We start from the raw sequence: 23,757 nt of genomic DNA on the forward strand, positions 1-23,757 counted from the left end.
CAACGACGTGTCGGTAGGCGTCGTTACCGTGGATGGCTATGGGCGGGGTTGTCGAAGCGAAACAACCCACCGGGTCCGCTGAGCGCGCGCCCGGTGGTCCCGGCTGGATTCGCCGGCTGTGGGCGGAGAGCCGCACCCATCCGGGCACCCTCGCCGGTCTCGCGGTCACGATGCTGGGCGGCGCCGCGGTGGAGATCACCGCCCCGCTGCTGACCAAGCGCGCGGTCGACGCCGCCGGGCACGGCGCCACCTCCGTCATCGGGGTCGTCGCGCTGCTGCTGCTCCTGGTCGCCGCCGCACGATTCGCGGCCGGGTTCGGCCGCCGCCTGCTCGCGGGGAAACTCTCGCTGGACGTGCAACATTCGCTGCGCGTCGATCTGCTCGCCTCACTGCAACGGCTGGACGGCACCGGCCAGGACGCGATCCGCACCGGCCAGGTGGTGTCGCGCTCGATCACCGACCTGCAACTGGTGCAGGGCTTGCTCGCGATGGCGCCGCTGTCGGGCATGGCGGTACTGCAATTCCTGCTGGCCGCCGTGGTGATGGTGTGGTTGTCACCGCCGCTGGCCGTGGTCGCGTTGCTCGTGGTGCCCGCGATCGGGCTGGTCGCGTACCGGGTGCGGCCGCGGCTCTACGCGGCGACCTGGTCCGCGCAGCAGCGCGCCGCCGACGTCGCCCAGCACGTCGAGGAGACCGTCACCGGTGTCCGGGTGGTCAAAGGCTTCGGGCAGGAGGCCCGCATGGTCGACGTGCTCGAACGGCACAGTCGCACCCTGTACGCCGAACGGATGCGCGCGGCCCGGATCGATTCCCGGTTCGCCCCGACCGTGGCGGCCATTCCGCAGCTCGGCATGGTCGGCGTGATCGTGCTCGGCGGCTTCCTCGCGCTGCACGGCTCGATCGGGATCGGCACCTTCGTCGCGTTCGCCGCCTACGTCGCCACCATGACGGCGACCGCCCGGATCATGTCCGGCGCCCTGGTGCTCGCGCAGCTCACCCGCGCCGCCGCCGAACGCGTCTACCAGGTGATCGACACCGCGCCGGTGGTCACCGATCCCCCCGTGCCCGCGCCGCTGCCCGACGGTCCGCTCGGCATCGAGATCGACTCGCTCACTTTCGGTTTCGATCCCGATCGGCCGGTGCTGCGCGAACTCGACCTGACCGTGCGTCCCGGGGAGACCGTGGCGATCATCGGCCCCGCCCGTTCCGGGAAGACCACGCTGTCACTGCTGCTGCCGCGCTTCTACGCGCCGGACGCGGGCAGCATCCGGCTGTTCAGCGAATCCGCCACGCACGCTGCGGCTTCCACCGCCGCCGGGATCGATATCGCCGAGGTCAGCGCGGCCGAGCTGCGCGGTGCGATCGGCGTCGTGTTCGACGATCCGTTCCTGTTCTCCGACACCATCGCCGCCAACATCGCGCTCGGCCGCCCGGACGCCACCGACACCGAGATCCGGGCCGCCGCGAAATCCGCTGCGGCCGATGACTTCATCACCGAACTCCCGGACGGCTACGACACCGTCGTCGGCGAACGCGGCCTCACCCTGTCCGGCGGGCAACGCCAGCGCATCGCACTGGCCCGGGCGCTGCTGGCCCGCCCGCGCATCCTCGTGCTGGACGACGCGACCTCCGCGGTGGACGCGATCACCGAAGCCGCGATCTTCGACACCCTGCCCGAACAGGACGGGCGCACCACCCTGATCCTGGCGCACCGGGAATCCACCCTGACCCATGCGGATCGGGTCATCCGGTTGCCCGGACCCGCCGGGTACCAGCCGATCACGCACGAGGCGGGCGCGCGGGCCGGTGCCGGGGCGGCCGCGACGACCTTCGCCGCCGCGGCCGCGGACCTCAGCGAAACCCCGGAGCTGCGGCGCAATATCGCACTGCTGCCGCCCGCCAACGAACAGCCGGAACTCGACGAACAGCGGCTGCGGCAACCGGATCCGCGCTTCCGGCTGGCCCGGCTGCTGCGACCCGTCCGTCGGCTGATCGCCGCCACCCTCGCACTGCTGGCCCTGGACGCGTTGATCGGTGTGGGCTTCCCGCCGATCGTGCGGCACGCGATCGACGCGGGCGTCGGCAAGGCCGACACGAGCGCGCTCGGCGTCGCCGCGGTGCTCGGCGTGCTGCTCGTCGCCGCAGGGTGGACGATCGGCGCGGCCTCGACGCTGATCACCGCGCGCACCGGCGAACGCATGCTCTACGGGCTGCGCATCCGCAGCTACGCGCATCTGCAGCGCCTCGGGCTCGACTACTACGAGCGCGAGCTGTCCGGCCGCATCATGACGCGGATGACGACCGACCTGGACTCACTGTCCACGTTCCTGCAGACCGGTTTGGCCACCACCCTGGTGGGTGGGCTGACCTTCGTCGGGATCGCGGTCGCGCTGCTGGTGATCGATGTGTCGCTGGGCGCGGTGGTGCTCTTCGTCACGCTGCCGCCGCTGGTGCTGGCCACCGTGCTGTTCCGCCGGTACGCGTCCACGGCCTACACCGTGTCCCGGGAGAACGTCTCGACCGTGAACGCCGACTTCCAGGAGAACGTCGCGGGTTTGCGTGCGGTGCAGGCCAACCGGCACGAGCCCGCCGCGGCCCGCCGCTACGCCGAGTACTCCGACCGCTACCGGCACAGCCGGATGCGGGCTCAGCGTCTGATCGCGTTGTACTTCCCGTACGTCACGGCGTGGTCGGACGTCGCGCTCGCCGTGGTGATCTTCGTCGGGGCGCGCGAGGTGGCGAACGGAACCACAACGGCGGGCACCCTGATCGCCTTCGTGCTGTACCTGGAACTGCTCTTCGCGCCGGTGCTGGCGCTCTCGCAGGTGTTCGACGGCTATCAGCAGGCCCGGGTCGGCCTGCGCCGGATCGCCGACCTGCTGCGCACCCCGTCGTCGCTGACCGCCGACCCGCCGGACGCGGTGCCGATCGAGCGCCTGCGCGGCGAGGTCGCCGTCACCGACGTCGGATTCCACTACCCGGGCAGCGATATCCGCGCCCTGGACGGGGTGTCGCTGGAGATTCCGGCCGGTTCTACGCTGGCGCTCGTCGGCCCCACCGGCGCGGGCAAGTCGACCATCGTCAAATTGCTCGCCCGCCTCTACGACATCCCTGCCGACGGCACCGGCGCGATCACCGTCGACGCGGTGGACGTCCGGGACTACCGGCTCGCCGACTATCGCGGCCGCCTCGGCATCGTGCCGCAGGAAGCCCACCTCTTCAGCGGTGACGTGGCGAGCAACATCGCGTTCGGCCGGCCCGGCGCGACCGAGACCGAAATCGCCGAAGCGGCGGCCGCGGTCGGCGCCGGCGACATGATCGCCGCGCTCCCCCTCGGCATGCGCCAGCCGGTCGGCGAACGCGGCCGCGGCCTGTCCGCGGGCCAGCGGCAGCTGATCGCGCTGGCCCGCGCCGAACTGGTGCGACCGGACCTGCTGCTGCTCGACGAGGCGACCGCGACCCTGGACCCGGACACCGAGGCGGCGGTGCTGGCCGCGAGCCGATCGCTGACCCGGGGCCGGACCACGGTGCTCGTCGCGCACCGGCTGGGCACGGCCGCGCGTGCCGATCGGATTGCCGTCGTCGAGCACGGGCGGATCGCCGAAATCGGCACCCACGCCGAGCTCCTGACCGCCGCCGGACCATATTCCCGACTGTGGTCGGCGGCACGTACGAGCGAGGGAATATTCTCGGTGGACGACAAGTCGTCCTCTATGAGGTGAGGTTTGCCGGGTGGTCAGTCGCTCCGTCGGTTTGCTGCTGGGCCTATCCTCAGATAGGGCGCATCGGCGCGCATCGCTGATGCTGACCATTTCGAGCGACCTGCAAGCAGTCGCTACGGATGCCGGGCACGTCACAAACGTCGCAGCGCGAAGAACGAAATGAGGCGAACACCTGCTGTGAGCAGCTCAACTTCCCAGTTCGGACAGAACCAGTGGCTAGTCGATGAGATGTATCAAAAGTTCAAGCAAGATCCATCTTCGGTCGATGAGAGTTGGCACGAGTTCCTCGCCGATTACACGCCCGAAGCTACTGGTGATTCCGGTAACAGCCAGGCCGCTCCGGCCGCGGCCGCACCCGCGCAGGCGCCGACCCCGGCTCCGGCTCCCGCGTCGGTGAACTCGGCCCCGAAGGCCGCCGCGCCCGCACCCGCCGCCAAGCCCGCTCCCGCGGCGGCACCGGCCAAGACCACCGCCCGCGCGCCGCAGACCACCCCGGCGCCGACCTCCAACGCGGCCCCGACCTCCGGCGGCCCGAAGACCGACACCGCGGCCGACGAGGCCAAGGTGCTGCGCGGCGCCGCGGCGGCAGTGGCCAAGAACATGGCCGCCTCGCTCAGCATCCCCACCGCGACCAGCGTGCGCGCCATCCCGGCGAAGCTGATGATCGACAACCGTCTGGTCATCAACAACCACCTGGCCCGCACCCGCGGCGGCAAGATCTCGTTCACCCACCTGCTCGGCTACGCGATCGTCCAGGCGGTCAAGTCGTTCCCGAACATGAACCGGCACTTCGCCGAGATCGACGGCAAGCCGAACGCGGTCACCCCCGCGCACACCAACCTCGGCCTCGCCATCGATCTGCCCGGCAAGGACGGCAGCCGTTCGCTGGTCGTCGCGGCCATCAAGGGCACCGAGGCGATGAGCTTCGGCCAGTTCCACACCGCCTACGAGGACATCGTGCGCCGCGCGCGCGACGCCAAGCTGACCGCCGACGACTTCAGCGGCGTCACCATCTCGCTCACCAACCCCGGCACCATCGGCACCGTGCACTCGGTGCCCCGCCTCATGCCGGGCCAGGGCGCCATCATCGGCGCGGGCGCGATGGAGTACCCGGCCGAGTTCCAGGGCATGAGCGACGAGCGGATCGCCGATATCGGCGTCGGCAAGCTGATGACCCTCACCTCGACCTACGACCACCGCATCATCCAGGGCGCGGAGTCCGGCGACTTCCTGCGCACCATCCACCAGCTGCTGATCTCCGACGAGTTCTACGACGAGATCTTCCACGGCCTCGGCGTGCCGTACGAGCCGGTGCGCTGGCGCAAGGACATCCGGGAACGCGGCGTCGACAAGAGCACCCGCGTGCTCGAGATGATCGCCGCCTACCGCAACCGCGGCCACCTGATGGCCGACACCGACCCGCTGCGCCTGGTCAAGGACAAGTTCCGCAGCCACCCCGACCTCGACGTCACCCAGCACGGGCTGACCCTGTGGGACCTGGACCGCACCTTCAACGTCGGCGGCTTCCACGGCCAGGAGCAGATGAAGCTGCGCGAGGTCCTCTCGGTGCTGCGCGACGCCTACTGCCGCCACGTCGGTGTGGAGTACACCCACATCCTGGAGACCGAGCAGCTGCAGTGGATCCAGGAGCGGGTCGAGCAGAAGCACGTCAAACCGACTGTCGCCCAGCAGAAGTACATCCTGAACCGGCTGAACGCGGCGGAGGCCTTCGAGACCTTCCTGCAGACCAAGTACGTCGGCCAGAAGCGCTTCTCGCTGGAAGGCGCCGAAGCCGTCATCCCGATGATGGACGCCACCATCGACCAGTGCGCCGAGCACGGGCTCGACGAGGTCGTCATCGGCATGCCGCACCGCGGCCGCCTCAACGTGCTCGCCAACATCGTCGGCAAGCCGTACTCGAAGATCTTCACCGAGTTCGAGGGCAATATGAACCCGGCCGGCGCGCACGGCTCCGGCGACGTGAAGTACCACCTCGGCGCGCACGGCACCTACCTGCAGATGTTCGGCGACAACGAGATCGAGGTCTCGCTCACCGCCAACCCGTCGCACCTGGAAGCGGTCGACCCGGTGCTCGAGGGTCTGGTCCGGGCCAAGCAGGACCTGCTCGACAAGGGCGACGGCGCGGAGGGCTACTCCGTGATGCCGCTGATGCTGCACGGTGACGCCGCGTTCGCGGGTCAGGGTGTGGTGGCCGAGACGCTGAACCTGTCCGGGCTGCGCGGCTACCGCGTCGGCGGCACCATCCACATCGTGGTGAACAACCAGATCGGCTTCACCACCGCGCCGGAGAACAGCCGCTCCACCGAATACTCCACCGATATCGCGAAGTTCATCGGCGCGCCGATCTTCCACGTGAACGGTGACGACCCGGAAGCCTGTGACTGGGTGGCCCGCCTCGCGGTCGACTTCCGGCAGAAGTTCCGCAAGGACGTCGTCATCGACATGGTCTGCTACCGGCGTCGCGGTCACAACGAGGGCGACGACCCGTCGATGACCCAGCCGTCCATGTACGACGTCATCGACACCAAGCGCTCGGTGCGCAAGGCCTACACCGAGAGCCTGATCGGCCGTGGCGACATCTCGCTGAAAGAGGCCGAGGACGCGCTGCGCGACTACCAGGGTCAGCTGGAGCGGGTGTTCAACGAGGTCCGCGAGCTGGAGAAGTACACCCCGGAGCCGAGCGAGTCCGTCGAAGACGACCAGAAGGTCCCGACCACCGTGCAGACGGCCGTCGACAAGACCATCCTGCAGCGCATCGGCGACGCGTTCCTCAACGTGCCCGAAGGCTTCAACGTGCACCCGCGGGTCAAGCCGGTGCTGGAGAAGCGCCGCGAAATGGCCTACGAGGGCAAGGTCGACTGGGCCTTCGCCGAGCTGATGGCGTTCGGCACGCTGATCGACGAGGGCCGTGCGGTACGCCTCACCGGTCAGGACTCCCGGCGCGGCACGTTCACCCAGCGGCACGCGGTGATCATCGACCGCAAGACCGCCGGGGAGTACACGCCGCTGCACAACATCGGCAGCAAGGACCCGGGCTGGTTCGCGGTGCACGACTCGGCGCTGAGCGAATACGCCGCGGTCGGCTTCGAATACGGCTACTCGCTGGGCAACCCGAACGCACTCGTGCTGTGGGAGGCGCAGTTCGGTGACTTCGTCAACGGCGCGCAGTCGATCATCGACGAGTTCATCTCCTCCGGTGAAGCCAAGTGGGGCCAGCTCTCCGACGTCGTGCTGCTGCTGCCGCACGGCCACGAGGGCCAGGGGCCGGACCACACCTCCGGCCGGATCGAGCGGTTCCTGCAGCTGTGCGCCGAAGGGTCGATGACGGTTGCCGTGCCGTCGACCCCGGCGAACTACTTCCACCTGCTGCGCCGCCACGCACTGGACGGCATCCGCCGTCCGATGATCGTCTTCACCCCGAAGTCGATGCTGCGCAACAAGGCCGTCGTGTCGGATCTGAAGGACTTCACCGAGAGCAAGTTCCGCTCCGTGTTCGACGAGCCCGCCTACGAGCAAGGCATCGGCGACCGCAGCAAGGTGAAGCGGATCCTGATGACCAGCGGCAAGCTGTACTACGAGCTGGCCGCCGAGAAGGCGAAGCAGAAGCGCGAAGACGTCGCGATCGTGCGGATCGAGCAGCTCTACCCGCTGCCCACCTACCGCCTCAACGAGTCGCTGGAGCGCTACACCAACGCCACCGACATCGTGTGGGTCCAGGAGGAACCGGCCAACCAGGGCGCCTGGCCCTTCTTCGGCCTGAACCTGCCGGAGGTCCTGCCCGAGCGGCTCGGCAAGCTGCGCCGCATCTCCCGTCGTGCCATGTCGGCCCCGTCCTCGGGTTCGAGCAAGGTGCACGCCGTCGAGCAGGCGGAGATCATCGCCGAGGCCTTCGAGCCGACCAGCTAGTTTTCGCTGACCCGACACCGGGCCGGATCGCTTCCACACCGAAGCGACCCGGCCCGGCGTCTTTCTCATCGACACTGCTCAGGACCGTACGTAGACTCGCCGCATGAGCGACGGGGGTACGCCAGGCCAGCAGGTATCGGTGGTGCCCGACCGAGTCCACGAGGTCGGCGCCTACGTCTACGAACTGGCCGAAGCGCTGCGCTCAGCCCTGGACGCCGCGGCCAAGGACGTCGACGCGCTGACCGGCAGCGGCTGGACCGGTGACGCGGCCACCGAATTCGCCACCGGCTGGACCGATGTCCGCGACGGCGGCGTGCAGATCATGTCCGCGCTGACCGGCATGGCGGAGAAACTCGGCGTCACCGCCGACACCTATCGGCAGCGCGACGACAGCAACGCGGCCGCACTGCACACCTCCAGCCTGGATCTGCCATGAGCTCCGAATTCTCGGTGGACCTCGAGCACCTGGACCAGATCGTGTCCCGCCTCTCCGGACTAGCCGGCTTCGTCGCCGACCACCTCGACGAAATCGACGATCGCGTAGCCACTTTGCACGGCACCGGCTGGGAAAGTGTTGCGGCCCAGGCCTACACCGACGCCCACCGCCAATGGGCCACGGGCGCCCGCGAATTCGTCGAAGGTGTACGCGAAATGAGCGACGCGGCCAAACAGGCCCACGCCCGCTACACCCGCGCCATCGAACTCAACAGCAAGATGCTCGGCGGAGCCTGAGCCATGCGCATCGACTGGCAGGTCTACTACGACGCCGCCAAGCGGTGCCACGACCTCGCCACCGAGCTACGCCGCGCCGACAAACCGGTGCACGACGCGGTCAAAGGTGAATGCGCCGGGATGGCCGGTGATGCGCCCGGTTGCAAAGAGTGGGGCGAGAAGTACGACAGCACCGCACGCGACACGATGCAGTCGTGCACGAACCTCGCCGACGCCCTCACCAACTTCGGCTACGTGCTCTACGCCGCCGGTTACAACTACGGCATCAGCAACAAGAGCAACCCGGCGCCCGAACGGCCGGACGTTCGCGAGATGACCGGATACCAGGTGACCATCCCGACTTCGGTGCGCAACAACGGAATCGGCATCGAACATCACGGCGGCGTCCAGGAACTCTTCGACGCGCTGATCGCGAAAATCCTGTCGACGTTCGGGAAACTGCCCAACGGCGATATCGCGAAACTCGAGAAGGCCTCATCCACCTGGACGACCTTCGCCAACCACGAGACTGTCACCGGCGCCGCCGCACGCATCACCACCATCATCGGCCTGTTCGACACAATCGAAGACAAAACCAACCTGCCCCCGCTGCTCGCCCACCTCGAAACTTTGCGCGGCGGCGCAAATCAGGTCGCAGCCGCCGCCCTGAACCTCGCGACCCCCGTCTCCGACTATCACGCCGGAACCGTCGAGGTCCGCGGCAACATCGAATCCTCGATCACCCAGGCCGAATGGGCCATCGGCCTCACCGTCGTCGCCGCCGCGGCCGCCGCCTGGTTCACCTTCGGCGGCAGCGCCGCCGCCGGCGCCGGCGGTGTCGGCGCCATAGTCACCAACACCATCAACACCATCCGCACCGTCTACCAGGGCAGCAATCTCCTCAAAGCCGTAGGCCTTGCCACCGCCGCCGCCGGCGCCATCGGCGTAATCAAATCCTTCGACAAAGTCCCCGACCTGACCCCCACCCTCACCTCCCTCGCCAGCATCATCGCCATGCGGGTGCTGATCGATGATGATGGAGACGCCCCAAACGGCACCACCGACCAATCAAGCCGACCGACCAAGACAGACAAGATCAAAGAGCATCTGACGGACCGAGATCTCGATGCGGCCAGGCGTGAACTGAACGGCGAAGTGGTAGCCAGAAAGCCGGATGGGACGCCATGGGATCACGTCCGCGAGGTCCGGGACGCCCAGAACGGACTGGTCAACAGAATTGGCCAGATACAACGAAAACTCGGCGACTCGCGGACAAGTGGCACGGAACGACAAGAGCTTGAACGCGAGCTTTCGGAAGCCAGCAGACTCCTGGACTATAGTGAGCAATTCGTTCCGAGAAGCTGAAATCAGCATAGGCACGACTGTTAGGGAAAATGCAATCATGGACGATAGCGGCAGCTTTTCGATCGAGCAGCTCGAGGGTGTTGTCTGGCCACAACCTCCCGAGGACGCCACGCGCCTGATGCGGTCGGTGTACGAGCTTCGCCGCAGACCGATTCGTGAATTGACCTCCGAGGACTTGCGAGTTCTGCTGGGGCAGAGTGAAGGCGTCGCCGCTGTACTGCCCCGCGCACTGCGGCTCCTCGGCGAAAATCCCTTGGCAGAGGGAGACTACTATCCCGGAGACCTACTCGTGGCCACTCTCGGCGTTCCTGCCCCATTCTGGCGCGATAGCCCCGACCATATCGCTCAGATACACCAGGTGATCCAAAAGGTCGAAGCGATGGGCAATCTCAGCGATCTCTACGCCCCTCATAACGATATCTGGGAAGCAATCGAAAAGTTTCGTACCGGCGCAGGCGATAGCGTGTAGAGCATCAGCAGTGGCTGGCTGTCGCAAGGGCGCGGCGGCGGCGGTCGCCCTTCGAGCGGAAATCGCTGCGGGGCGACCGACGGAAGAGCCGACCCGCATCGGGATCGAGGAAAGACTCAGCGAACTGGTCGAATTCATGAAACTGCACCTTGACACGGCTTGGTAGGGCGAGCAGAGAGATGCCGGAGGGACACTGACGTGGTGAGGGTCGTCGACTACAGGGAGCGGTTGTTCACCAATTTTCGCGAATTCGAGTTCGGGGCCGGCGGCAGTCATTGCTTCCAATGGATTGATTCGAAAGAGTTCGCGTTGGCGGCAGCGGAAGCGGACGACCGGGAAGTCTTGTCCGACCTCATCGCGAGCGTCGAGTATCGGGACGACTATGTCGGTGGCGGGATCGATCCGAGTGGCATCCGCCACGGACCGTACTGGCTCGATCGGATCTCGAGCGAGGCATACGCGGCGATCGATGAATCCGCGGTCATCGAGTTGCTGGAGCGGTGGTTGCACGGCTGCGGGTCCATTCCGGATCAGCTTCGAGAGGAGATTCAGCGTGAGGTTGTTGGACCGGTGCGTACTGCAACGAGTCGGTACGTGCTCGAGGATCTCGGGGTGTCGGCGATCAACGACTACGGCGATCTGCATCGTGAGTTCCACGAGATCGTGCTGATCGATCGGCGCGGCCGACGGGTTCTGCTTGTCGTGATGACCGATGACTGAGGGTTATCGGGGGAGGTGGGTGGTGGAGCCCAGGGTGCGGATTTGGCGGTTGTGGAAGTAGGGGTCTTCGTGGAGTTCGGTGATGCTGCCGGGGGTGGCTTGGAAGCGGGCGTAGGCGAGGGCGTCGAGGGGGAGGTTTGCCCAGGCGGCGAGGATGAAAGTTATTGCGCCGCCGTGGGTGACGATGATTTGGTACGCGGAGTCGTGGTGCAGGATCGAATTCGTGGCCGCGTAGACGCGTGCGCCGAAGGTGTGCATGGTTTCGGCGCCGGGGATGCCTTCGTCGTGATGCAGACGGTCGCTGGTGGCGGGTGGGGGGATGAAGCGTTCGCGGAGCCAGGATTGGGGTTTACCTTCGGCTTCGCCGTACGACTTCTCGCGCAACCGGCGGTCGAGCACCGATGGCACGCCGAAGGTTTCGCTGATCGCCGCAGCGACCTGGGTGCAGCGCCGCAGGTCGGAGGAGAACAGGTCCGGGGCAACGTCTTCGGGGATCTGCTCGCGTAGTGTCCGCGCGATCGACTGTGCCGCTTGGATTCCCGCTTCGGTGAGCGGGGCGTCGAACCAGCCGCCGACCACGCCGTCGAGGTGATGCTGGGACTCGGGGTGCTGCACAACGTAGACGGTCCGCATCGGGTCAAAGGTACTCGGAAACATCTGGTCAGCCGATCACCAGGTAATGGTGGCGCCAAGCGAGAGCCCACCGCCAGGATTACCTGGTGATCGGCTGACCAGCGCAGAATCATGCGAGGACCGCGACGGCCTCCACCTCGACGAGATGTTCGGGGATGTCCAGGGCGGCGACGCCGATCAGCGTGCCGGGAGGTGCGGGGGTGACGCCTAGTTTCGCGGCCGCGCGGGTGACGCCGTCGAGGAATTGGGGCATCTTGGCCGGCGTCCAGTCCACAACGTAGACAGTCAGTTTGGCGACATCGCCGAAGTCGGCGCCGGCACCGGCGAGCGCGGTGGCGACGTTGAGGTAGCACTGTTCGACCTGGGCGGCGAGGTCGCCGGCACCGACTGTCGTGCCGTCGGCGTCCCAGGCGACCTGACCGGCGAGGAAGATCAGCTTCGATCCGGTCGCGATCGACACGTGGTGATAGGCGTCGACGGCGGGTAGGCCGCCGGGATTCACCAGGGTGATGGTCATGCTCGATACCTCTCGTGGTCTCTTGTGGTTACTCGGAAACCGTAGGAGAGTGTGGTCCGACGTGGAAGAACGCACTTTTCGGTGACTGGAGAACCTTATGGTGACCAAGCAGTACAGCGGCCCGGACGCGGCGGATCTGCGGCGCGCGGATTCGCTGGCCCGCGAGATCTTCTCCGATGTGGCGAACAAGTGGGCGCTGCTGATCATCGAGGCGGTCGGCGACGGCACACTCCGTTTCAGCGAGTTGCGCAACGAGGTCGAGGGCATCAGCCACAAGATGCTCACCCAGAATCTGCGCATGCTCGAGCGCAACGGACTGCTCGAGCGACGCGTCTATCCGACGGTGCCGCCGCGCGTCGAATACACCCTCACCCAACCCGGCCAGGACCTACGCGAAACGGTGCACCGCATGTGCGACTGGACCCAGAAACACCTGTCCCACATCGAATCCGCCCGCCAAGCCTTCGACTCCTGAACACACTCGGGCCCCGGAGAGCCCGCGCACTCGACGGCTGGGCAGACCCCCGCCTCCCGGGTAAGCCCACGCCTCGAGCACACCCCCGCGCCCCTGAGCACGCCCCCATCCGATCTCCCGAAGAGGCCTCCCGAGCGCGCCGCCACCGTCCCGAAAAGCGCCCTCGCGCATGCCAATCCCGAGAACGCCCACGTAACGGAGAACCCTTCGCGAGCGCACCCGAAGAACGTCACCCCACCCCTCAGCGCGCGGAGTCGACCTGACTGTCGCGCAGCGCCGCGGACAACTCCGGGCTCAACGCCAGGGCTGGTAGGGATTCGACGATCAACTCGACGAGTTGTTCTCGGGAGACGGGCTTGTCGCTCATCCAGGTGAGAATTGTTTCCTCTACGAACGCGATCCAGCCGCGGACGGCGAGAGCCAGCCGGGGGCGGTCGGGGTCGTCGAGCGGGATCGGGATTTCGGTGAGCACGATTTCGGCGATGGCGGAACGGGATTCGTTGACGTAGGTCATCACGCCGGGGTTGTAGCTGGAGGGCCCGCGCAGGATGGCGTGGTAGGCGGCGCGGTTGTCTTCGACGTAGTCGACGTAGCGTTCGACGGAGTCGCGCAGCATGTCGAACAGGCCGAGGCTGCGGTCGGGCGCGGTGGCGGTGAGGAATTCGGCGCTGACCTGCCGGGCGATGGCCTCGTGGAATTCGTTCTTCGAGGTGAAGTAGTGGAACAGCAGGCCGCGGGAGATGCCGGCCTGCTTGGCGATGTCGTCGACGGAGATGTCTTCGAGCGCTCGTTCGGCGAGCATTTCGGCGCCCAGGGTGATCAGTTGTAGTCGGCGCTCGTCCGGGCTGAGCCGGACGCGCTTGGTCTCTCCTGAACTACTGGAACTCACATCGACATCCTACTGAACGTGATTCAATACTGTTGACTGCTGCTCAATAAGCATCTACGCTCGAGTACATGAGTCGCAAGGTTACAGACAAAGCTGTCGGCGACCGGTCCGTCCGCCGGGTCAAGACGATCATCATCGGCAGTGGGTTCTCCGGACTCGGTCTAGCGATCCGGCTGAGTCAGCAGGGCAGCACCGACTACCTGGTGCTGGAGCGCGGCCACGATGTCGGCGGCACCTGGCGGGACAACACCTACCCGGGCGCGGCCTGCGACGTTCCCTCGCACCTGTACTCGTACTCGTTCGCGCTGAACCCGGATTGGACGCGCTCGTTCTCCCGGCAGGGCGAAATCCAGCAGTACATCCGGGGTGTCGCGAAAAAGTACGACGTGCTGGACAAGCACATCTTCGACTGCGACGTGACCAGCGCGCGCTGGAACAACGACGACGCGCAGTGGGAGATCGAATCTTCCCGGGGCAGCTTCGTAGCCGACACCGTGGTCTCCGCGATCGGCGCGCTGTGTGAACCCGCGCTGCCGGATATCAAGGGCATCAACGACTTCCAAGGCGAGGTCTGCCATTCCGCGCGGTGGAACCACGAGCTCGACCTGACCGGTAAGCGGGTCGCGATCATCGGCACCGGCGCCTCGTCGATCCAGATCGTCCCGGAGATCGCGCCGAAGGTCGCGCACCTGGACGTCTACCAGCGCACGGCCCCCTGGCTGCTCCCTCGCATGGACCGCCCGTACACCAAGGCCGAGCGGCTGGCGTTCAAACACGTGCCCGGCTTCCAGCGCCTGTCCCGAGCCGCGATCTACGCCGCCCGCGAGACCCAGGTCGTCGGTCTGGCGAAGTTCCCCGCGCTGATGCAGGCGTTCGAGCTGATCGCCAGGGCCAAGCTGCAGTACGAGGTGCGCGATCCGCAGCTGCGCGCCAAGGTCACCCCGAACTTCCGGATCGGCTGCAAGCGCATGCTGATCTCGAACAACTACTACCCCGCGCTGAGCAGGGACAACGTGGATGTGGTGACCGACGGCATCGCCGAGGTCCGCCCCCACTCGATCGTCACCAAGGACGGCACCGAGCGCGAGATCGACGTCCTCATCGTGGCGACCGGCTTCCACGTCACCGACTCACCCGCGTTCAACACCATCGTCGGCCGGGACGGGCGCACGCTCAGCGAGGTGTACGACGAGGTCGGCCAGCAGGGCTACAAGGGCGCGGCCACCGCGAACTTCCCGAACATGTTCACGCTGCTCGGCCCCAATGTCGGCCTCGGCCACACCTCGATGGTGTTCATGATCGAGTCGCAGCTCAACTACGTCGCCGACGCGCTGGCCACGATCGACCGGCTGAAGTTGCGCACGGTCGAGGTCCGCCGCGACGCACAGCAGGAATACAACGTCGATCTGCAGAAGAAGCTCAGCAAGAGCGTCTGGCTCAACGGCGGCTGCGCCAGCTGGTATCTGGACAAGCACGGCAACAACACCACGCTGTGGCCCGATTTCACCTTCGAATTCCGTAGGCTGACCCGCAATTTCGACCTGTCCGCCTATGAAACGACCTCCGCCCGAGCCGATCTGAAAGTGGGAGCAGCACAGTGAGCAATGATGCTTACTTCAAAGGCAAAGTCTGTGTGATCACCGGTGCCGGTTCCGGCATCGGACGCGCACTCGCCGAGAATCTCGCCAAGCGCGGCGCCAAGCTCGCGCTCTCCGATATCGACACCGAGGGTCTCGCCGAGACCGTGGCCCGCTGCGAAAAGCTCGGCGCCGAGGTGAAATCCGATCGGATCAACGTCGCCGAGCGCGAAGCCGTCCTGCTCTACGCCGACGCCGTGAAGGCGCATTTCGGTGTGGTGCACCAGGTTTACAACAACGCGGGCATCGCCTACCACGGTGACGTGGTCAAGACCGAGTTCAAGGACTTCGATCGGGTCATGGACGTCGATTTCTGGGGCGTCGTGAACGGCACCAAAGCGTTCCTGCCGTTCCTGATCGAGTCCGGTGACGGCCATGTCGTGAACGTGTCCAGCCTGTTCGGTCTGATCGCGGTGCCGGGCCAAAGTGCCTACAACTCGGCGAAATTCGCGGTGCGCGGCTTCACCGAGGCGCTGCGCCAGGAGATGCTGGTCGGCCGGCAGCCGGTCAAGGTCACGTGTGTACATCCCGGCGGCATCAAGACCGCGGTCGCGCGCAACGCCGGCTACGCCGAGGGCATCGATGGCAAGCAGGCCGCCTCGATGTTCGATTCGAAGATGGCCATCCACACCCCGGAGATGGCCGCGCAGACCATCACCGAGGGCGTGCGCAAGGGCCACGGCCGGGTGCTGATCGGCTTCGAGGCCAAGCTGCTCGACTTGTTCGTGCGCGTCACCGCGTCCGGCTATCAGCGCATCGCGACCGTCGTAAACCGCCAGATCCTACCCTGATTCGAGAATCACCCATGCGGGATGTCAACCTTCCGCTGCCCGTCGCTCGGACGCTGCTGTGGCCTATTTTTCGTGTCTCGATGAATGTCCGGACACCGTGGCCACTGCAGCGTCTGCTGCTGGATGCGGGCGCGAAAGCCCAACTGGTGCCCGCGGGCACCACCGTGCACCGGCTGCGCCTGGGCGGGCGGCCGGCCGAAAAGCTCACGGCCACCGCGAATCCCACGGGCGCGGTGCTCTATCTGCACGGCGGCGGCTACACCATCGGCTCGCCTACCACGCACCGCTCCCTCGCCGCCCGGCTCGCTCATGAAACCGGTTGCGCCGTCTACGTTCTCGACTACCGGCTGGCGCCCGAGCATCCGTTTCCCGCCGCACTCGACGACGCCGAGGCGGCCTTCCTCGAACTCGTGCAGAGCGCGGGCTATCGCCCGGACCAGATCGCGCTGTCCGGCGATTCGGCCGGCGGCGGTCTGTCGATGGCCACCGCGCAGCGCTTGATCGCGCGCCACGGGCACACCCCGGCCGCGCTGGGACTGATCGCGCCGTGGACCGACCCCAATCAGATCCCCGAGCGCGCCGCCGACCTGGTGATCAACCGCCCGTGGTCGCGCGCCTGCGCGGCTGCCTACCTCGGCGACGGTGATTCGAGTGATCCCGGTTACGCCCCGCTCACCGGCGATTTGACCGGCCTGCCGCCGACCTACGTGCAGGTCGACGTCAGCGAGCTGCTGCACCCGCAATGCGTGGATCTGGTGGCCGCGTTGCGGACCGCGGGCGTGTCGGTTCGATACACCGAAACCCGGAATCTGTGGCATGTCGCCCAGCTGCAGGCGGGGCTGGTCGCACCGGCCGCCGCGGTGCTCAGCGAGCTGGCGGGCTTCCTGCGCGAAGCGATTCAACCTGCCGCACTGCGGGATTTAGGATAGCCACGAAGCGGATCCGCGCCGGGCAGTCACGCACGGGTCCGTTTCTGGTGGTCGACCTCACGGCCCTGACCAAGGTGTCGTAGATTACTGACGAGTAAACCCACGTGGAAGGGCACTGATGCGAGAGTTCGAAGTCCCGGCTTCCTACACCATCCCGGAAGACGCGAACAATTCCGACAACGTCTTCCGTCATGCCGAGCAGTCACCCGACGCGGTGCTGTTCAACAAGCCGGACGGCAACGGCGGCTGGCTGGATGTGCGGGCCGCGGAGTTCGCGACGGAGGTCACCGGTGTCGCCAAGGGCCTGATCGCCTCGGGCATCGAACTCGGCGACCGCGTCGCCATCATGGCGCCCACCCGCTACGAGTGGGCGCTGCTGGACTTCGCCATCTGGGCCGTCGGCGGCTGCACCGTCGCGATCTACGACAGCTCGGCGGCCGAGCAGGCCAAGTGGATCCTGCAGGACTCGGCCACCAAGCTGCTGATCGTCGACAGCGACAAGCACCGCGCCACCATCGACGAGATCGAGGCGGGTTCGCTGCCGGACCTGAAGGAGACCCTGCAGATCGACAAGGGCGCGGTCGACGAGCTCACCAGCCGCGGCACCGACCTGGACGACCAGGTCGTGCACGACCGGCGCAAGCAGGTCAACGCGAACTCGCCGGCCACCCTGATCTACACCTCCGGCACCACCGGGCGGCCCAAGGGCGTCATGCTCTCGCACGCCAACCTGTACGCCGAATCCCGGTCCGACCGGATCGCGCTCGCCAAGTTCATCCAGCCGGGCAAGAAGACGCTGATGTTCCTGCCCCTGGCGCACGTGTTCGCGCGCGCCGTCGCGCTGGTCGCGTTCGACGCCAAGGTGATCGTCGCGCACACCTCCGACTGGTCCACCCTGGTCGACCAGTTCGGCAGCTACCGGCCGCACTTCATCCTCTCGGTGCCGCGGGTGTTCGAGAAGGTGTTCAACGGCGCCAAGCAGAAGGCGCACGACGGCGGCAAGGGCAAGATCTTCGACGCGGCCGCCGAGACCGCCATCGCCTACAGCGAGGCGCTCGACAACGGCGGCGCCGGGCTGGTGCTCAAGCTCAAGCACGCGCTGTTCGACAAGCTCGTCTACAGCAAGCTGCGGGTCGCGCTCGGCGGCCAGTGCGACGCGGCGGTCTCCGGCGGTGGCCCGCTCGGCGCGCGCCTCGGCCACTTCTTCCGCGGCGTCGGCGTCACCATCTACGAGGGCTACGGGCTCACCGAGACCACCGCGGCCGTCACCGTGAACACTCCCGAGAAGATCCGGGTCGGCACGGTGGGCAGGCCGATCGAGGGCCACAGCGCCAAGATCGCCGAGGACGGCGAGCTGCTGCTGCGCGGCTCGGTCGTGTTCGACGGGTACTGGGGCAACGCCGAGGCCACCGAGGACGCCTTCGCGGACGGCTGGTTCAAGACCGGCGACCTCGGCGCCATCGACGCGGACGGTTTCATCACCATCACCGGCCGCAAGAAGGAACTCATCGTCACCGCGGGCGGCAAGAACGTCTCCCCCGCGCTGCTCGAGGATTCGCTGCGAGCGCACCCGCTGATCAGCCAGGTGATGGTGGTCGGTGACGGCCAGCCGTTCATCGGCGCGCTGATCACCCTCGACCCCGAGGCGCTGCCGGGCTGGCAGAAGAACCACAACCTGCCCGCGGACACCCCGATCGAAAAGCTCATCGAGAACCAGGAACTGGTCGCCGAGATCGACGCCGCGGTGGCCGAGACCAACAAGAAGGTCTCCCACGCCGAGCAGATCAAGAAGATCCGCATCCTGCCGGTGGACTGGACCCAGGAGACGGGTGAGCTGACCCCGAAGATGTCGCTCAAGCGGGCCGTCGTGATGAAGCAGTACGCGGACGACGTCGCGAAGATCTACAGCTAGTCCAGCACGTACAGCGGGGTCGGTGAGCGAGGTTCACCGACCCCGCTCTGCTGTGTCGCGACCGCCACGACATGCCCGTTCTGCCGGACTCGGCGTCCCCGGAATCCTCCTCGGCTCGTGATCAGATAGCGGATATCCGACCACGAGAACCGCACACCTGGAGGGTCCATGCTCGCCCGCGCACGCCTTCTCCTACCTACCGCGGTGGCCGTCGGTTTCGGCCTGGTGTTGCCCGGCTCCGCGCCGGCACTCGCCGACCCGCCGGCCGCCCCGACGCTCTGCACGGAGCAGCAGGAACGCGACGCCGACGCAGCCGCAGACACGGCGGCCATCGACGAGTGCTCGCGGTTGCGTATCCAGAGCGCGAAGTTGCGGCAGGCGAACGTTCCGGTGCCCGAGGATCCGGAAAAGATCACGCCTTTTGTCCTCAAGACCGACATCGGCGTTTCGCCAGAAACTCGAAAAGAGATGTTCGGGGATTCGACGGTCACCGAAAATGGCGGCGGCAGGCGCGATTACGTACGCGCCACAGCTCGTGCCGCCTATTACACCGGCTTCTACACGGCCAGGCAGGGCGGTGCGCTGTACGCCGATCCGGCGAAGGTGCCGACGACCACCGACGTGCCGCAGGATGACCAGCTCGCTTCCTTCTTGACCAAGAAGCTGGGCGGCGGAGACGGTAAGACCCACGATGACCAGAACCTCACACCGGAGTTGCTGACGGCCAAGCACACCGCCCTCGCGGCCGCGGCGGCGGCTAGGTTCCTCGCGGGCGACGGCACCGCGGGGCAGGGTCCTGCCCCCGACGCCACCGATCCGGATTCCGACGATATGGAGGCCGACGCCAGGCCTGATGCCGCGGCGCTGGCCGAACTCGCCCGTACCGGCCCGGCCGGGGACAGCGTGCGGAATCGGATCGCCGCGAACAAGGCCGAGGCGGCGGCGGTCGACGCCGCCCGGGTGCTCGGCTGGCTCGCCTGATCGATCCGGGTCAGCGCTCGGCCAGCGTCAGCGAATGGTCATATTCTGCGGCCTGCCCGGCAGTACGCTCGAATTCATGGCCGATCTGCGACTGCGAGTGCTGGCTGGGATCGTCTCGGCGGGCGCGGCGCTAGGTGTCGCGGAACTGCTCGCGGCCTTTTTCGAGGCGCAGAGCGCGCCGTTCGCCGCCCTCGGCGGGACCGTCGTCGATCACACGCCCGATGGTGTGCGCGAGTGGGCGATCGACACCTTCGGCACCAACGACAAAGCGGTGCTGTACCTCTGCATGGGTGTGGTCGCGGTGCTGGTCGCCGGACTCGCGGGCGCCCTCGAACGGACCGCGCGCCCAGTGGGTTCAGCGCTGCTGGCGGTCTTCGGTGTGCTGGCCGCGATCGCCGCCGTCGCACGCACCAGCGCGTCCGGTGCGTTGCCGACCCTCGTCGGAGTCGCGGTCGGGATCTATGCGCTGCGCCTGCTGACGGAGCGGATCGAGACCGCCGCCTCCGCCCGGCAGGTTAGCGAAACATCCAGCGCCGCAAGCAGACCCATCACCTCGCCGCCCAGCGCACCGGTCGAGCCGTCCGGTACGGCAGCCCCGGAGCGGCGCCGGGTGCTCCAAGGCCTGGCGCTGGTCGGCGGATTGGCCGTGGTCACCGGGGTCGGCGGGCGGCTGCTCGGCACGGGACGCCGCGACGTGTCCGACGAGCGGGCGGCGGTCGAATTACCGCAGCCGAGCGCGCCGGAGGCGCCGGTCGCGCCCGGCGTAGATCTGCGGGTCCCCGGCCTGACTCCGTATCTCACTTCGAACAGCGACTTCTATCGCATCGACACCGCGTTGATCGTGCCGCAGGTGTCCAAGGACGAGTGGTCGCTGCGCATCCACGGGATGGTGGACCGCGAAATCCGGCTCACCTGGGCCGATTTGGCGAATCGCCCCGCGGTGGAGCGCATCGTGACCCTGGCGTGCGTGTCGAACCCGGTCGGCGGCGACCTGATCGGCAACGCGCGCTGGCTCGGCTACCGGCTGGACGAACTCCTGGCCGAGGCGGGCCCGCATCCCGACGCGGACATGGTGCTCTCGCACAGCACCGACGGCTGGACCGCGGGCACCCCGCTGTCCGTGCTCACCGACGGCCGCGACGCGTTGCTCGCGGTCGGCATGAACGGCGAACCCCTGCCCGTGGCGCACGGTTATCCGGCGCGGCTGGTGGTGCCCGGCCTCTACGGTTATGTCTCGGCCACCAAATGGGTCACCGAACTGGAGATCACCCGTTTCGACCGCGCGACCGCGTACTGGACCCGCCGCGGCTGGTCGGCGCTCGGCCCGATCAAAACCGGCACCCGCATCGACACGCCGCGCCCGCGCAGCCGAATCAAACAGGGCCGCATCGCCGTTGCCGGTGTGGCCTGGGCCCAGCATCGCGGCATCCGCGGCGTCGAGGTCCAAATCGACAACGGCCCTTGGCAACCCGCCCGCCTCGCCGAGGAGCAATCGGTCGACACCTGGCGCCAGTGGGTCTACGACTGGGACGCCACCCCCGGCACCCACACCCTGCGCGCCCGCGCCACCGACGCGACCGGCGAAACCCAGACCGCCGAGCGCCGTGATGTCGTCCCCGACGGCGCCACCGGCCACCCCACCGTCACCCTCCAGGTGAACTGATCCGGACAGCACGGTGCCCCGCAAGCGAATCCGCTTGCGGGGCACGAGTGTTCAGGCGAGCGAATCGGCTTTGCGGGGTTCAGTCTGAGGTGCAGGTGCGGCGCTCTGCCCATGGCGGACGAAGAGCGCGGAAGCCACGAAGCCGATCAGCAGGATGCCTGCGGGGAGCAGGATGGATTGGCTCAGCGCGGTGCTGAAGCCGTCCTTGACGAACTCCGGGATGGGCCCCTGCCCCGCCCCGCCTTCGCCGACCTGGCCGCCGCCGAGCCCCTGCGCGGACATGCGGGCGGCGATGAGCGCACTGATCGCCGCGCTGCCGAGCACCGATCCGACCTGCCGGGTGGTGTTGTAGACGCCGGCGCCCGCACCGGCCAGTTGGACCGGCAGGTTGTGCGTGGCGGTCGAGGCCAGCGGCGCCCAGATGCAGGAGTTCGCGAAACCGGCGAACACCGCCGACACCACGATCCAGGCCAGCGACGAGTCCGGCTTCATCAGCGCGGCGAACCAGAACACCGACACCGAGTAGAGCGCGAAGCCGAAGGCGGGCACGATCCGCGGATGCAACCGGTCGGCGAACTTGCCGACGAACGGCGCACAGACGCCGGTGACGATCGCCATCGGCGCGAACACCAGCGCCGACTCGGTCGGCGACAGCTCGCGCACCGCTTGCAGATAGAAGTACCCCGGCACCATGAACGCGGTGACCGTCGCGCCCATCGCCGCGATGGCGATATTGGACAGCGAGAAGTTGCGATCGCGGAACAGGCTCAGCGGCAGCAGCGGCTCACCGCGGCTGCGCGACTGGTTCACCAGGAACACGGCGAGCACCGCGAGACCGGCGGCGATCATCAGCCAGATGCGCAGCGACCAGTCGTAGGTGTTGCCCTCCTGGATGCCGAAGACCAGCAGGAACAGTCCGACACCGCTGAGCAGCACGCCGGGGATGTCGAACTTGTGCTCGTGCGTCGGCAGCGCGGGCACCAGCCACATCGCCAGCGCGAAGGCGATCACGCCGATCGGGATGTTGACGAAGAAGATCCACTCCCAGCCGAGCCCGTCCACGAGCACGCCGCCGAGGATCGGCCCGACCAGCGTCGCGAGTCCGGCCACGCCGCCCCACAGGCCCATGGCGGCGCCCCGCTTGTCCGGCGGGAAGGTACGGGTGATCACCGCCATGGTCTGCGGCGTCATCAGCGCGGCGCCGAGGCCCTGCACCGCCCGCGCGGCGATCAGCATCTCGATGCTGCCGGACAGTCCGCACCAGGCCGAGGCGACGGTGAAGATCGCGAGGCCGAGCAGGTAGATGTTCTTGGGGCCGAAGCGATCACCGAGCCGGCCGGTGACCAGCAGCGGCACCGCGTAGGCGAGCAGGTAGGCGCTGGTCACCCAGATCACCTTCGAGATATCGGCGTGCAGATCGGTCATGATCGCCGGATTGGCGACCGCGACGATCGTCATGTCCAGCAGGATCATGAAGAAACCGACGACCAGCGCGGTCAGCGCCAGCCACGGATTGCGTTGAGTGGTCATGGGATTCGAAGTTCCTGTCGTGCGAGGTTCCCGATCGGGCGGGAACCGGAGTTCGGTGCGGCCCGCGGCCGGCGTCAAGGCGGTGGCGTTCCGACCGCGCCGTGCCGCGTCGGAGGCAACTCGGCCTCGTCGCGGGACGACCAGATGTGATGGTGCTCGTGGTCGGCCTCGCGCGCGCCGGTGTGCGCGTCGAAGGTCTCCCATTCCAGTGCGCCACTTGCCAATTCGTCGAGAAAGCGGTTCACCCAATCGATCTCGGCGCCGAGCATGGCGTGCAGATACGGCAGGGTGACGGTGTAGCGGCGGGGCACGCGGCGCTCGTCGGCCCAGGTGATCATCGTCGCGACATCGGCGCGATCGGCCTCCAGATGGCCGACCCGCTCGCGCAGCAGCGCGAGCACGTCGTCCTTGGGCAGATTGTGCGCCTCGGCCAGCGCGACCGGGAACATCGGATACTCCGGCGCCGGGTATCGCACGATCTCGGCGATCCTGGCGCGCAAGGCCGTTCGGCCGCCCTCGGTGATCCGGTAGGTGGTGCGTTCGGGCCGGTTGCCCTCCCGATCGACGCCTTCGGACTGCACCATGTGCTGCTCGGCCAGCCGCGCCACCGTGTGATACAGCGAGCCGGGCCGCACCTTGACCAGCACGTCTTCCCGGCGCGCGATCAGCAGCTGATACATCTCGTACGGATGCATGGGCCGCTCCTCGAGCAGCGCCAGCACGGCGATCCCCAGCGGCGTCACCGCCGGACGCGCCTGCTGCCCCATGTCCTTCGCCTTCCCGTCGAACGCTCACGGCGTCGCCGCCGGAACCAGGAGCGCTATGCCCCGTTTCGTATATTCCACGTGGAATATACGGCCCGGAACAAGAGGACCGCAAGGTGCGC

Annotated in this window: 19 protein-coding genes; 14 read left to right on the plus strand and 5 right to left on the minus strand. The window is 67.4% G+C overall.

Annotated features, from left to right (window positions below; all coding sequences use genetic code 11):
* Window positions 1–38 precede the first annotated feature (38 nt).
* The 7 genes from O3I_RS35680 (at window position 39) to O3I_RS35705 (ending at window position 10,914) form a co-directional block, all read left to right on the plus strand.
* On the plus strand, window positions 39–3,722 hold the full coding sequence (locus O3I_RS35680) for an ABC transporter ATP-binding protein (RefSeq protein ID WP_014987904.1): 3,684 nt from the start codon (window positions 39–41) through the stop codon (window positions 3,720–3,722).
* Window positions 3,723–3,950: 228 nt separating this feature from the next.
* On the plus strand, window positions 3,951–7,649 hold the full coding sequence (locus O3I_RS35685; protein WP_041563077.1) for a multifunctional oxoglutarate decarboxylase/oxoglutarate dehydrogenase thiamine pyrophosphate-binding subunit/dihydrolipoyllysine-residue succinyltransferase subunit: 3,699 nt from the start codon (window positions 3,951–3,953) through the stop codon (window positions 7,647–7,649).
* 103 nt (window positions 7,650–7,752) lie between these two features.
* On the plus strand, window positions 7,753–8,085 hold the full coding sequence (locus O3I_RS35690; RefSeq protein WP_041563078.1) for a WXG100 family type VII secretion target: 333 nt from the start codon (window positions 7,753–7,755) through the stop codon (window positions 8,083–8,085).
* Window positions 8,082–8,381, plus strand: coding sequence for a WXG100 family type VII secretion target (locus O3I_RS35695; protein ID WP_014987907.1), 300 nt, complete (start codon window positions 8,082–8,084; stop codon window positions 8,379–8,381). The genes O3I_RS35690 and O3I_RS35695 overlap by 4 nt, the downstream gene beginning before the upstream one ends.
* Window positions 8,382–8,384: 3 nt before the next feature.
* Window positions 8,385–9,725: a polymorphic toxin type 28 domain-containing protein gene (locus O3I_RS45975; RefSeq protein WP_014987908.1), complete on the plus strand. Its 1,341-nt coding sequence runs from the start codon at window positions 8,385–8,387 to the stop codon at window positions 9,723–9,725.
* Window positions 9,726–9,762: 37 nt separating this feature from the next.
* The gene (locus O3I_RS44285; RefSeq protein WP_014987909.1) at window positions 9,763–10,194 is read left to right on the plus strand and encodes a contact-dependent growth inhibition system immunity protein; all 432 of its coding nucleotides are present in this window, start codon (window positions 9,763–9,765) and stop codon (window positions 10,192–10,194) included.
* A gap of 309 nt (window positions 10,195–10,503) precedes the next feature.
* A complete protein-coding gene (locus O3I_RS35705; RefSeq protein WP_141692189.1) occupies window positions 10,504–10,914 on the plus strand; it encodes a hypothetical protein in 411 nt (136 codons plus the stop codon).
* 3 nt (window positions 10,915–10,917) lie between these two features.
* Here O3I_RS35705 and O3I_RS35710 read toward each other — a convergent pair whose 3' ends face one another.
* The gene (locus tag O3I_RS35710) at window positions 10,918–11,547 is read right to left on the minus strand and encodes a histidine phosphatase family protein (RefSeq protein ID WP_014987911.1); all 630 of its coding nucleotides are present in this window, start codon (window positions 11,545–11,547) and stop codon (window positions 10,918–10,920) included.
* Window positions 11,548–11,656: 109 nt separating this feature from the next.
* The gene (locus O3I_RS35715) at window positions 11,657–12,064 is read right to left on the minus strand and encodes a RidA family protein (protein ID WP_014987912.1); all 408 of its coding nucleotides are present in this window, start codon (window positions 12,062–12,064) and stop codon (window positions 11,657–11,659) included.
* A gap of 97 nt (window positions 12,065–12,161) precedes the next feature.
* Here O3I_RS35715 and O3I_RS35720 point away from each other — a divergent pair, with 97 nt between their 5' ends.
* Window positions 12,162–12,539, plus strand: coding sequence for a winged helix-turn-helix transcriptional regulator (locus tag O3I_RS35720; RefSeq protein ID WP_014987913.1), 378 nt, complete (start codon window positions 12,162–12,164; stop codon window positions 12,537–12,539).
* 241 nt (window positions 12,540–12,780) lie between these two features.
* On the opposite strand, the gene O3I_RS35725 is transcribed toward O3I_RS35720, so the two are convergent.
* Entirely contained in the window at window positions 12,781–13,428 is a 648-nt protein-coding gene (locus tag O3I_RS35725; protein ID WP_014987914.1) for a TetR/AcrR family transcriptional regulator, read from the minus strand.
* 68 nt (window positions 13,429–13,496) lie between these two features.
* Between O3I_RS35725 and O3I_RS35730 the strand changes: the two genes are divergently transcribed.
* The 6 genes from O3I_RS35730 to O3I_RS35755 all read left to right on the plus strand — a co-directional run bounded on the left by O3I_RS35730 (window position 13,497) and on the right by O3I_RS35755 (window position 21,341).
* The gene (locus tag O3I_RS35730; RefSeq protein WP_014987915.1) at window positions 13,497–15,029 is read left to right on the plus strand and encodes a flavin-containing monooxygenase; all 1,533 of its coding nucleotides are present in this window, start codon (window positions 13,497–13,499) and stop codon (window positions 15,027–15,029) included.
* Window positions 15,026–15,856 (plus strand): SDR family NAD(P)-dependent oxidoreductase, encoded by an 831-nt coding sequence (locus O3I_RS35735; RefSeq protein WP_014987916.1) that lies wholly within the window; start codon window positions 15,026–15,028, stop codon window positions 15,854–15,856. Before O3I_RS35730 ends, O3I_RS35735 begins: the two co-directional genes overlap by 4 nt.
* A gap of 14 nt (window positions 15,857–15,870) precedes the next feature.
* A complete protein-coding gene (locus O3I_RS35740; RefSeq protein WP_014987917.1) occupies window positions 15,871–16,785 on the plus strand; it encodes an alpha/beta hydrolase in 915 nt (304 codons plus the stop codon).
* Window positions 16,786–16,903: 118 nt separating this feature from the next.
* Window positions 16,904–18,697, plus strand: a complete 1,794-nt coding sequence (locus O3I_RS35745) for an AMP-dependent synthetase/ligase (RefSeq protein ID WP_014987918.1) — start codon at window positions 16,904–16,906, stop codon at window positions 18,695–18,697.
* A 168-nt stretch (window positions 18,698–18,865) separates the two neighbouring features.
* Window positions 18,866–19,678 (plus strand): hypothetical protein, encoded by an 813-nt coding sequence (locus tag O3I_RS35750; protein ID WP_014987919.1) that lies wholly within the window; start codon window positions 18,866–18,868, stop codon window positions 19,676–19,678.
* Between the two features lie 76 nt (window positions 19,679–19,754).
* On the plus strand, window positions 19,755–21,341 hold the full coding sequence (locus O3I_RS35755; RefSeq protein ID WP_041564774.1) for a molybdopterin-dependent oxidoreductase: 1,587 nt from the start codon (window positions 19,755–19,757) through the stop codon (window positions 21,339–21,341).
* 51 nt (window positions 21,342–21,392) lie between these two features.
* Here the strand turns inward: O3I_RS35755 and O3I_RS35760 are convergent, their stop codons facing one another.
* Together O3I_RS35760 and O3I_RS35765 are read right to left on the minus strand one after the other, a co-directional pair.
* A complete protein-coding gene (locus O3I_RS35760; protein WP_014987921.1) occupies window positions 21,393–22,871 on the minus strand; it encodes a DHA2 family efflux MFS transporter permease subunit in 1,479 nt (492 codons plus the stop codon).
* A gap of 74 nt (window positions 22,872–22,945) precedes the next feature.
* Window positions 22,946–23,638 (minus strand): PadR family transcriptional regulator, encoded by a 693-nt coding sequence (locus O3I_RS35765; protein WP_014987922.1) that lies wholly within the window; start codon window positions 23,636–23,638, stop codon window positions 22,946–22,948.
* Window positions 23,639–23,757 lie beyond the last annotated feature (119 nt).

It is taken from the genome of Nocardia brasiliensis ATCC 700358 (genome assembly GCF_000250675.2).
GTDB lineage: Bacteria > Actinomycetota > Actinomycetes > Mycobacteriales > Mycobacteriaceae > Nocardia > Nocardia brasiliensis_B.

Bases quoted from the DNA above. Each gene is read 5' to 3' on its own strand.
- O3I_RS35680 (WP_014987904.1), top strand. From the start codon at position 39: ATGGGCGGGGTTGTCGAAGCGAAACAACCCACCGGGTCCGCTGAGCGC.
- O3I_RS35685 (WP_041563077.1), top strand. From the start codon at position 3,951: ATGTATCAAAAGTTCAAGCAAGATCCATCTTCGGTCGATGAGAGTTGG.
- O3I_RS35690 (WP_041563078.1), top strand. From the start codon at position 7,753: ATGAGCGACGGGGGTACGCCAGGCCAGCAGGTATCGGTGGTGCCCGAC.
- O3I_RS35695 (WP_014987907.1), top strand. From the start codon at position 8,082: ATGAGCTCCGAATTCTCGGTGGACCTCGAGCACCTGGACCAGATCGTG.
- O3I_RS45975 (WP_014987908.1), top strand. From the start codon at position 8,385: ATGCGCATCGACTGGCAGGTCTACTACGACGCCGCCAAGCGGTGCCAC.
- O3I_RS44285 (WP_014987909.1), top strand. From the start codon at position 9,763: ATGGACGATAGCGGCAGCTTTTCGATCGAGCAGCTCGAGGGTGTTGTC.
- O3I_RS35710 (WP_014987911.1), bottom strand. From the start codon at position 11,547: ATGCGGACCGTCTACGTTGTGCAGCACCCCGAGTCCCAGCATCACCTC.
- O3I_RS35715 (WP_014987912.1), bottom strand. From the start codon at position 12,064: ATGACCATCACCCTGGTGAATCCCGGCGGCCTACCCGCCGTCGACGCC.
- O3I_RS35720 (WP_014987913.1), top strand. From the start codon at position 12,162: ATGGTGACCAAGCAGTACAGCGGCCCGGACGCGGCGGATCTGCGGCGC.
- O3I_RS35730 (WP_014987915.1), top strand. From the start codon at position 13,497: ATGAGTCGCAAGGTTACAGACAAAGCTGTCGGCGACCGGTCCGTCCGC.
- O3I_RS35740 (WP_014987917.1), top strand. From the start codon at position 15,871: ATGCGGGATGTCAACCTTCCGCTGCCCGTCGCTCGGACGCTGCTGTGG.
- O3I_RS35745 (WP_014987918.1), top strand. From the start codon at position 16,904: ATGCGAGAGTTCGAAGTCCCGGCTTCCTACACCATCCCGGAAGACGCG.
- O3I_RS35750 (WP_014987919.1), top strand. From the start codon at position 18,866: ATGCTCGCCCGCGCACGCCTTCTCCTACCTACCGCGGTGGCCGTCGGT.
- O3I_RS35755 (WP_041564774.1), top strand. From the start codon at position 19,755: ATGGCCGATCTGCGACTGCGAGTGCTGGCTGGGATCGTCTCGGCGGGC.
- O3I_RS35760 (WP_014987921.1), bottom strand. From the start codon at position 22,871: ATGACCACTCAACGCAATCCGTGGCTGGCGCTGACCGCGCTGGTCGTC.
- O3I_RS35765 (WP_014987922.1), bottom strand. From the start codon at position 23,638: ATGGGGCAGCAGGCGCGTCCGGCGGTGACGCCGCTGGGGATCGCCGTG.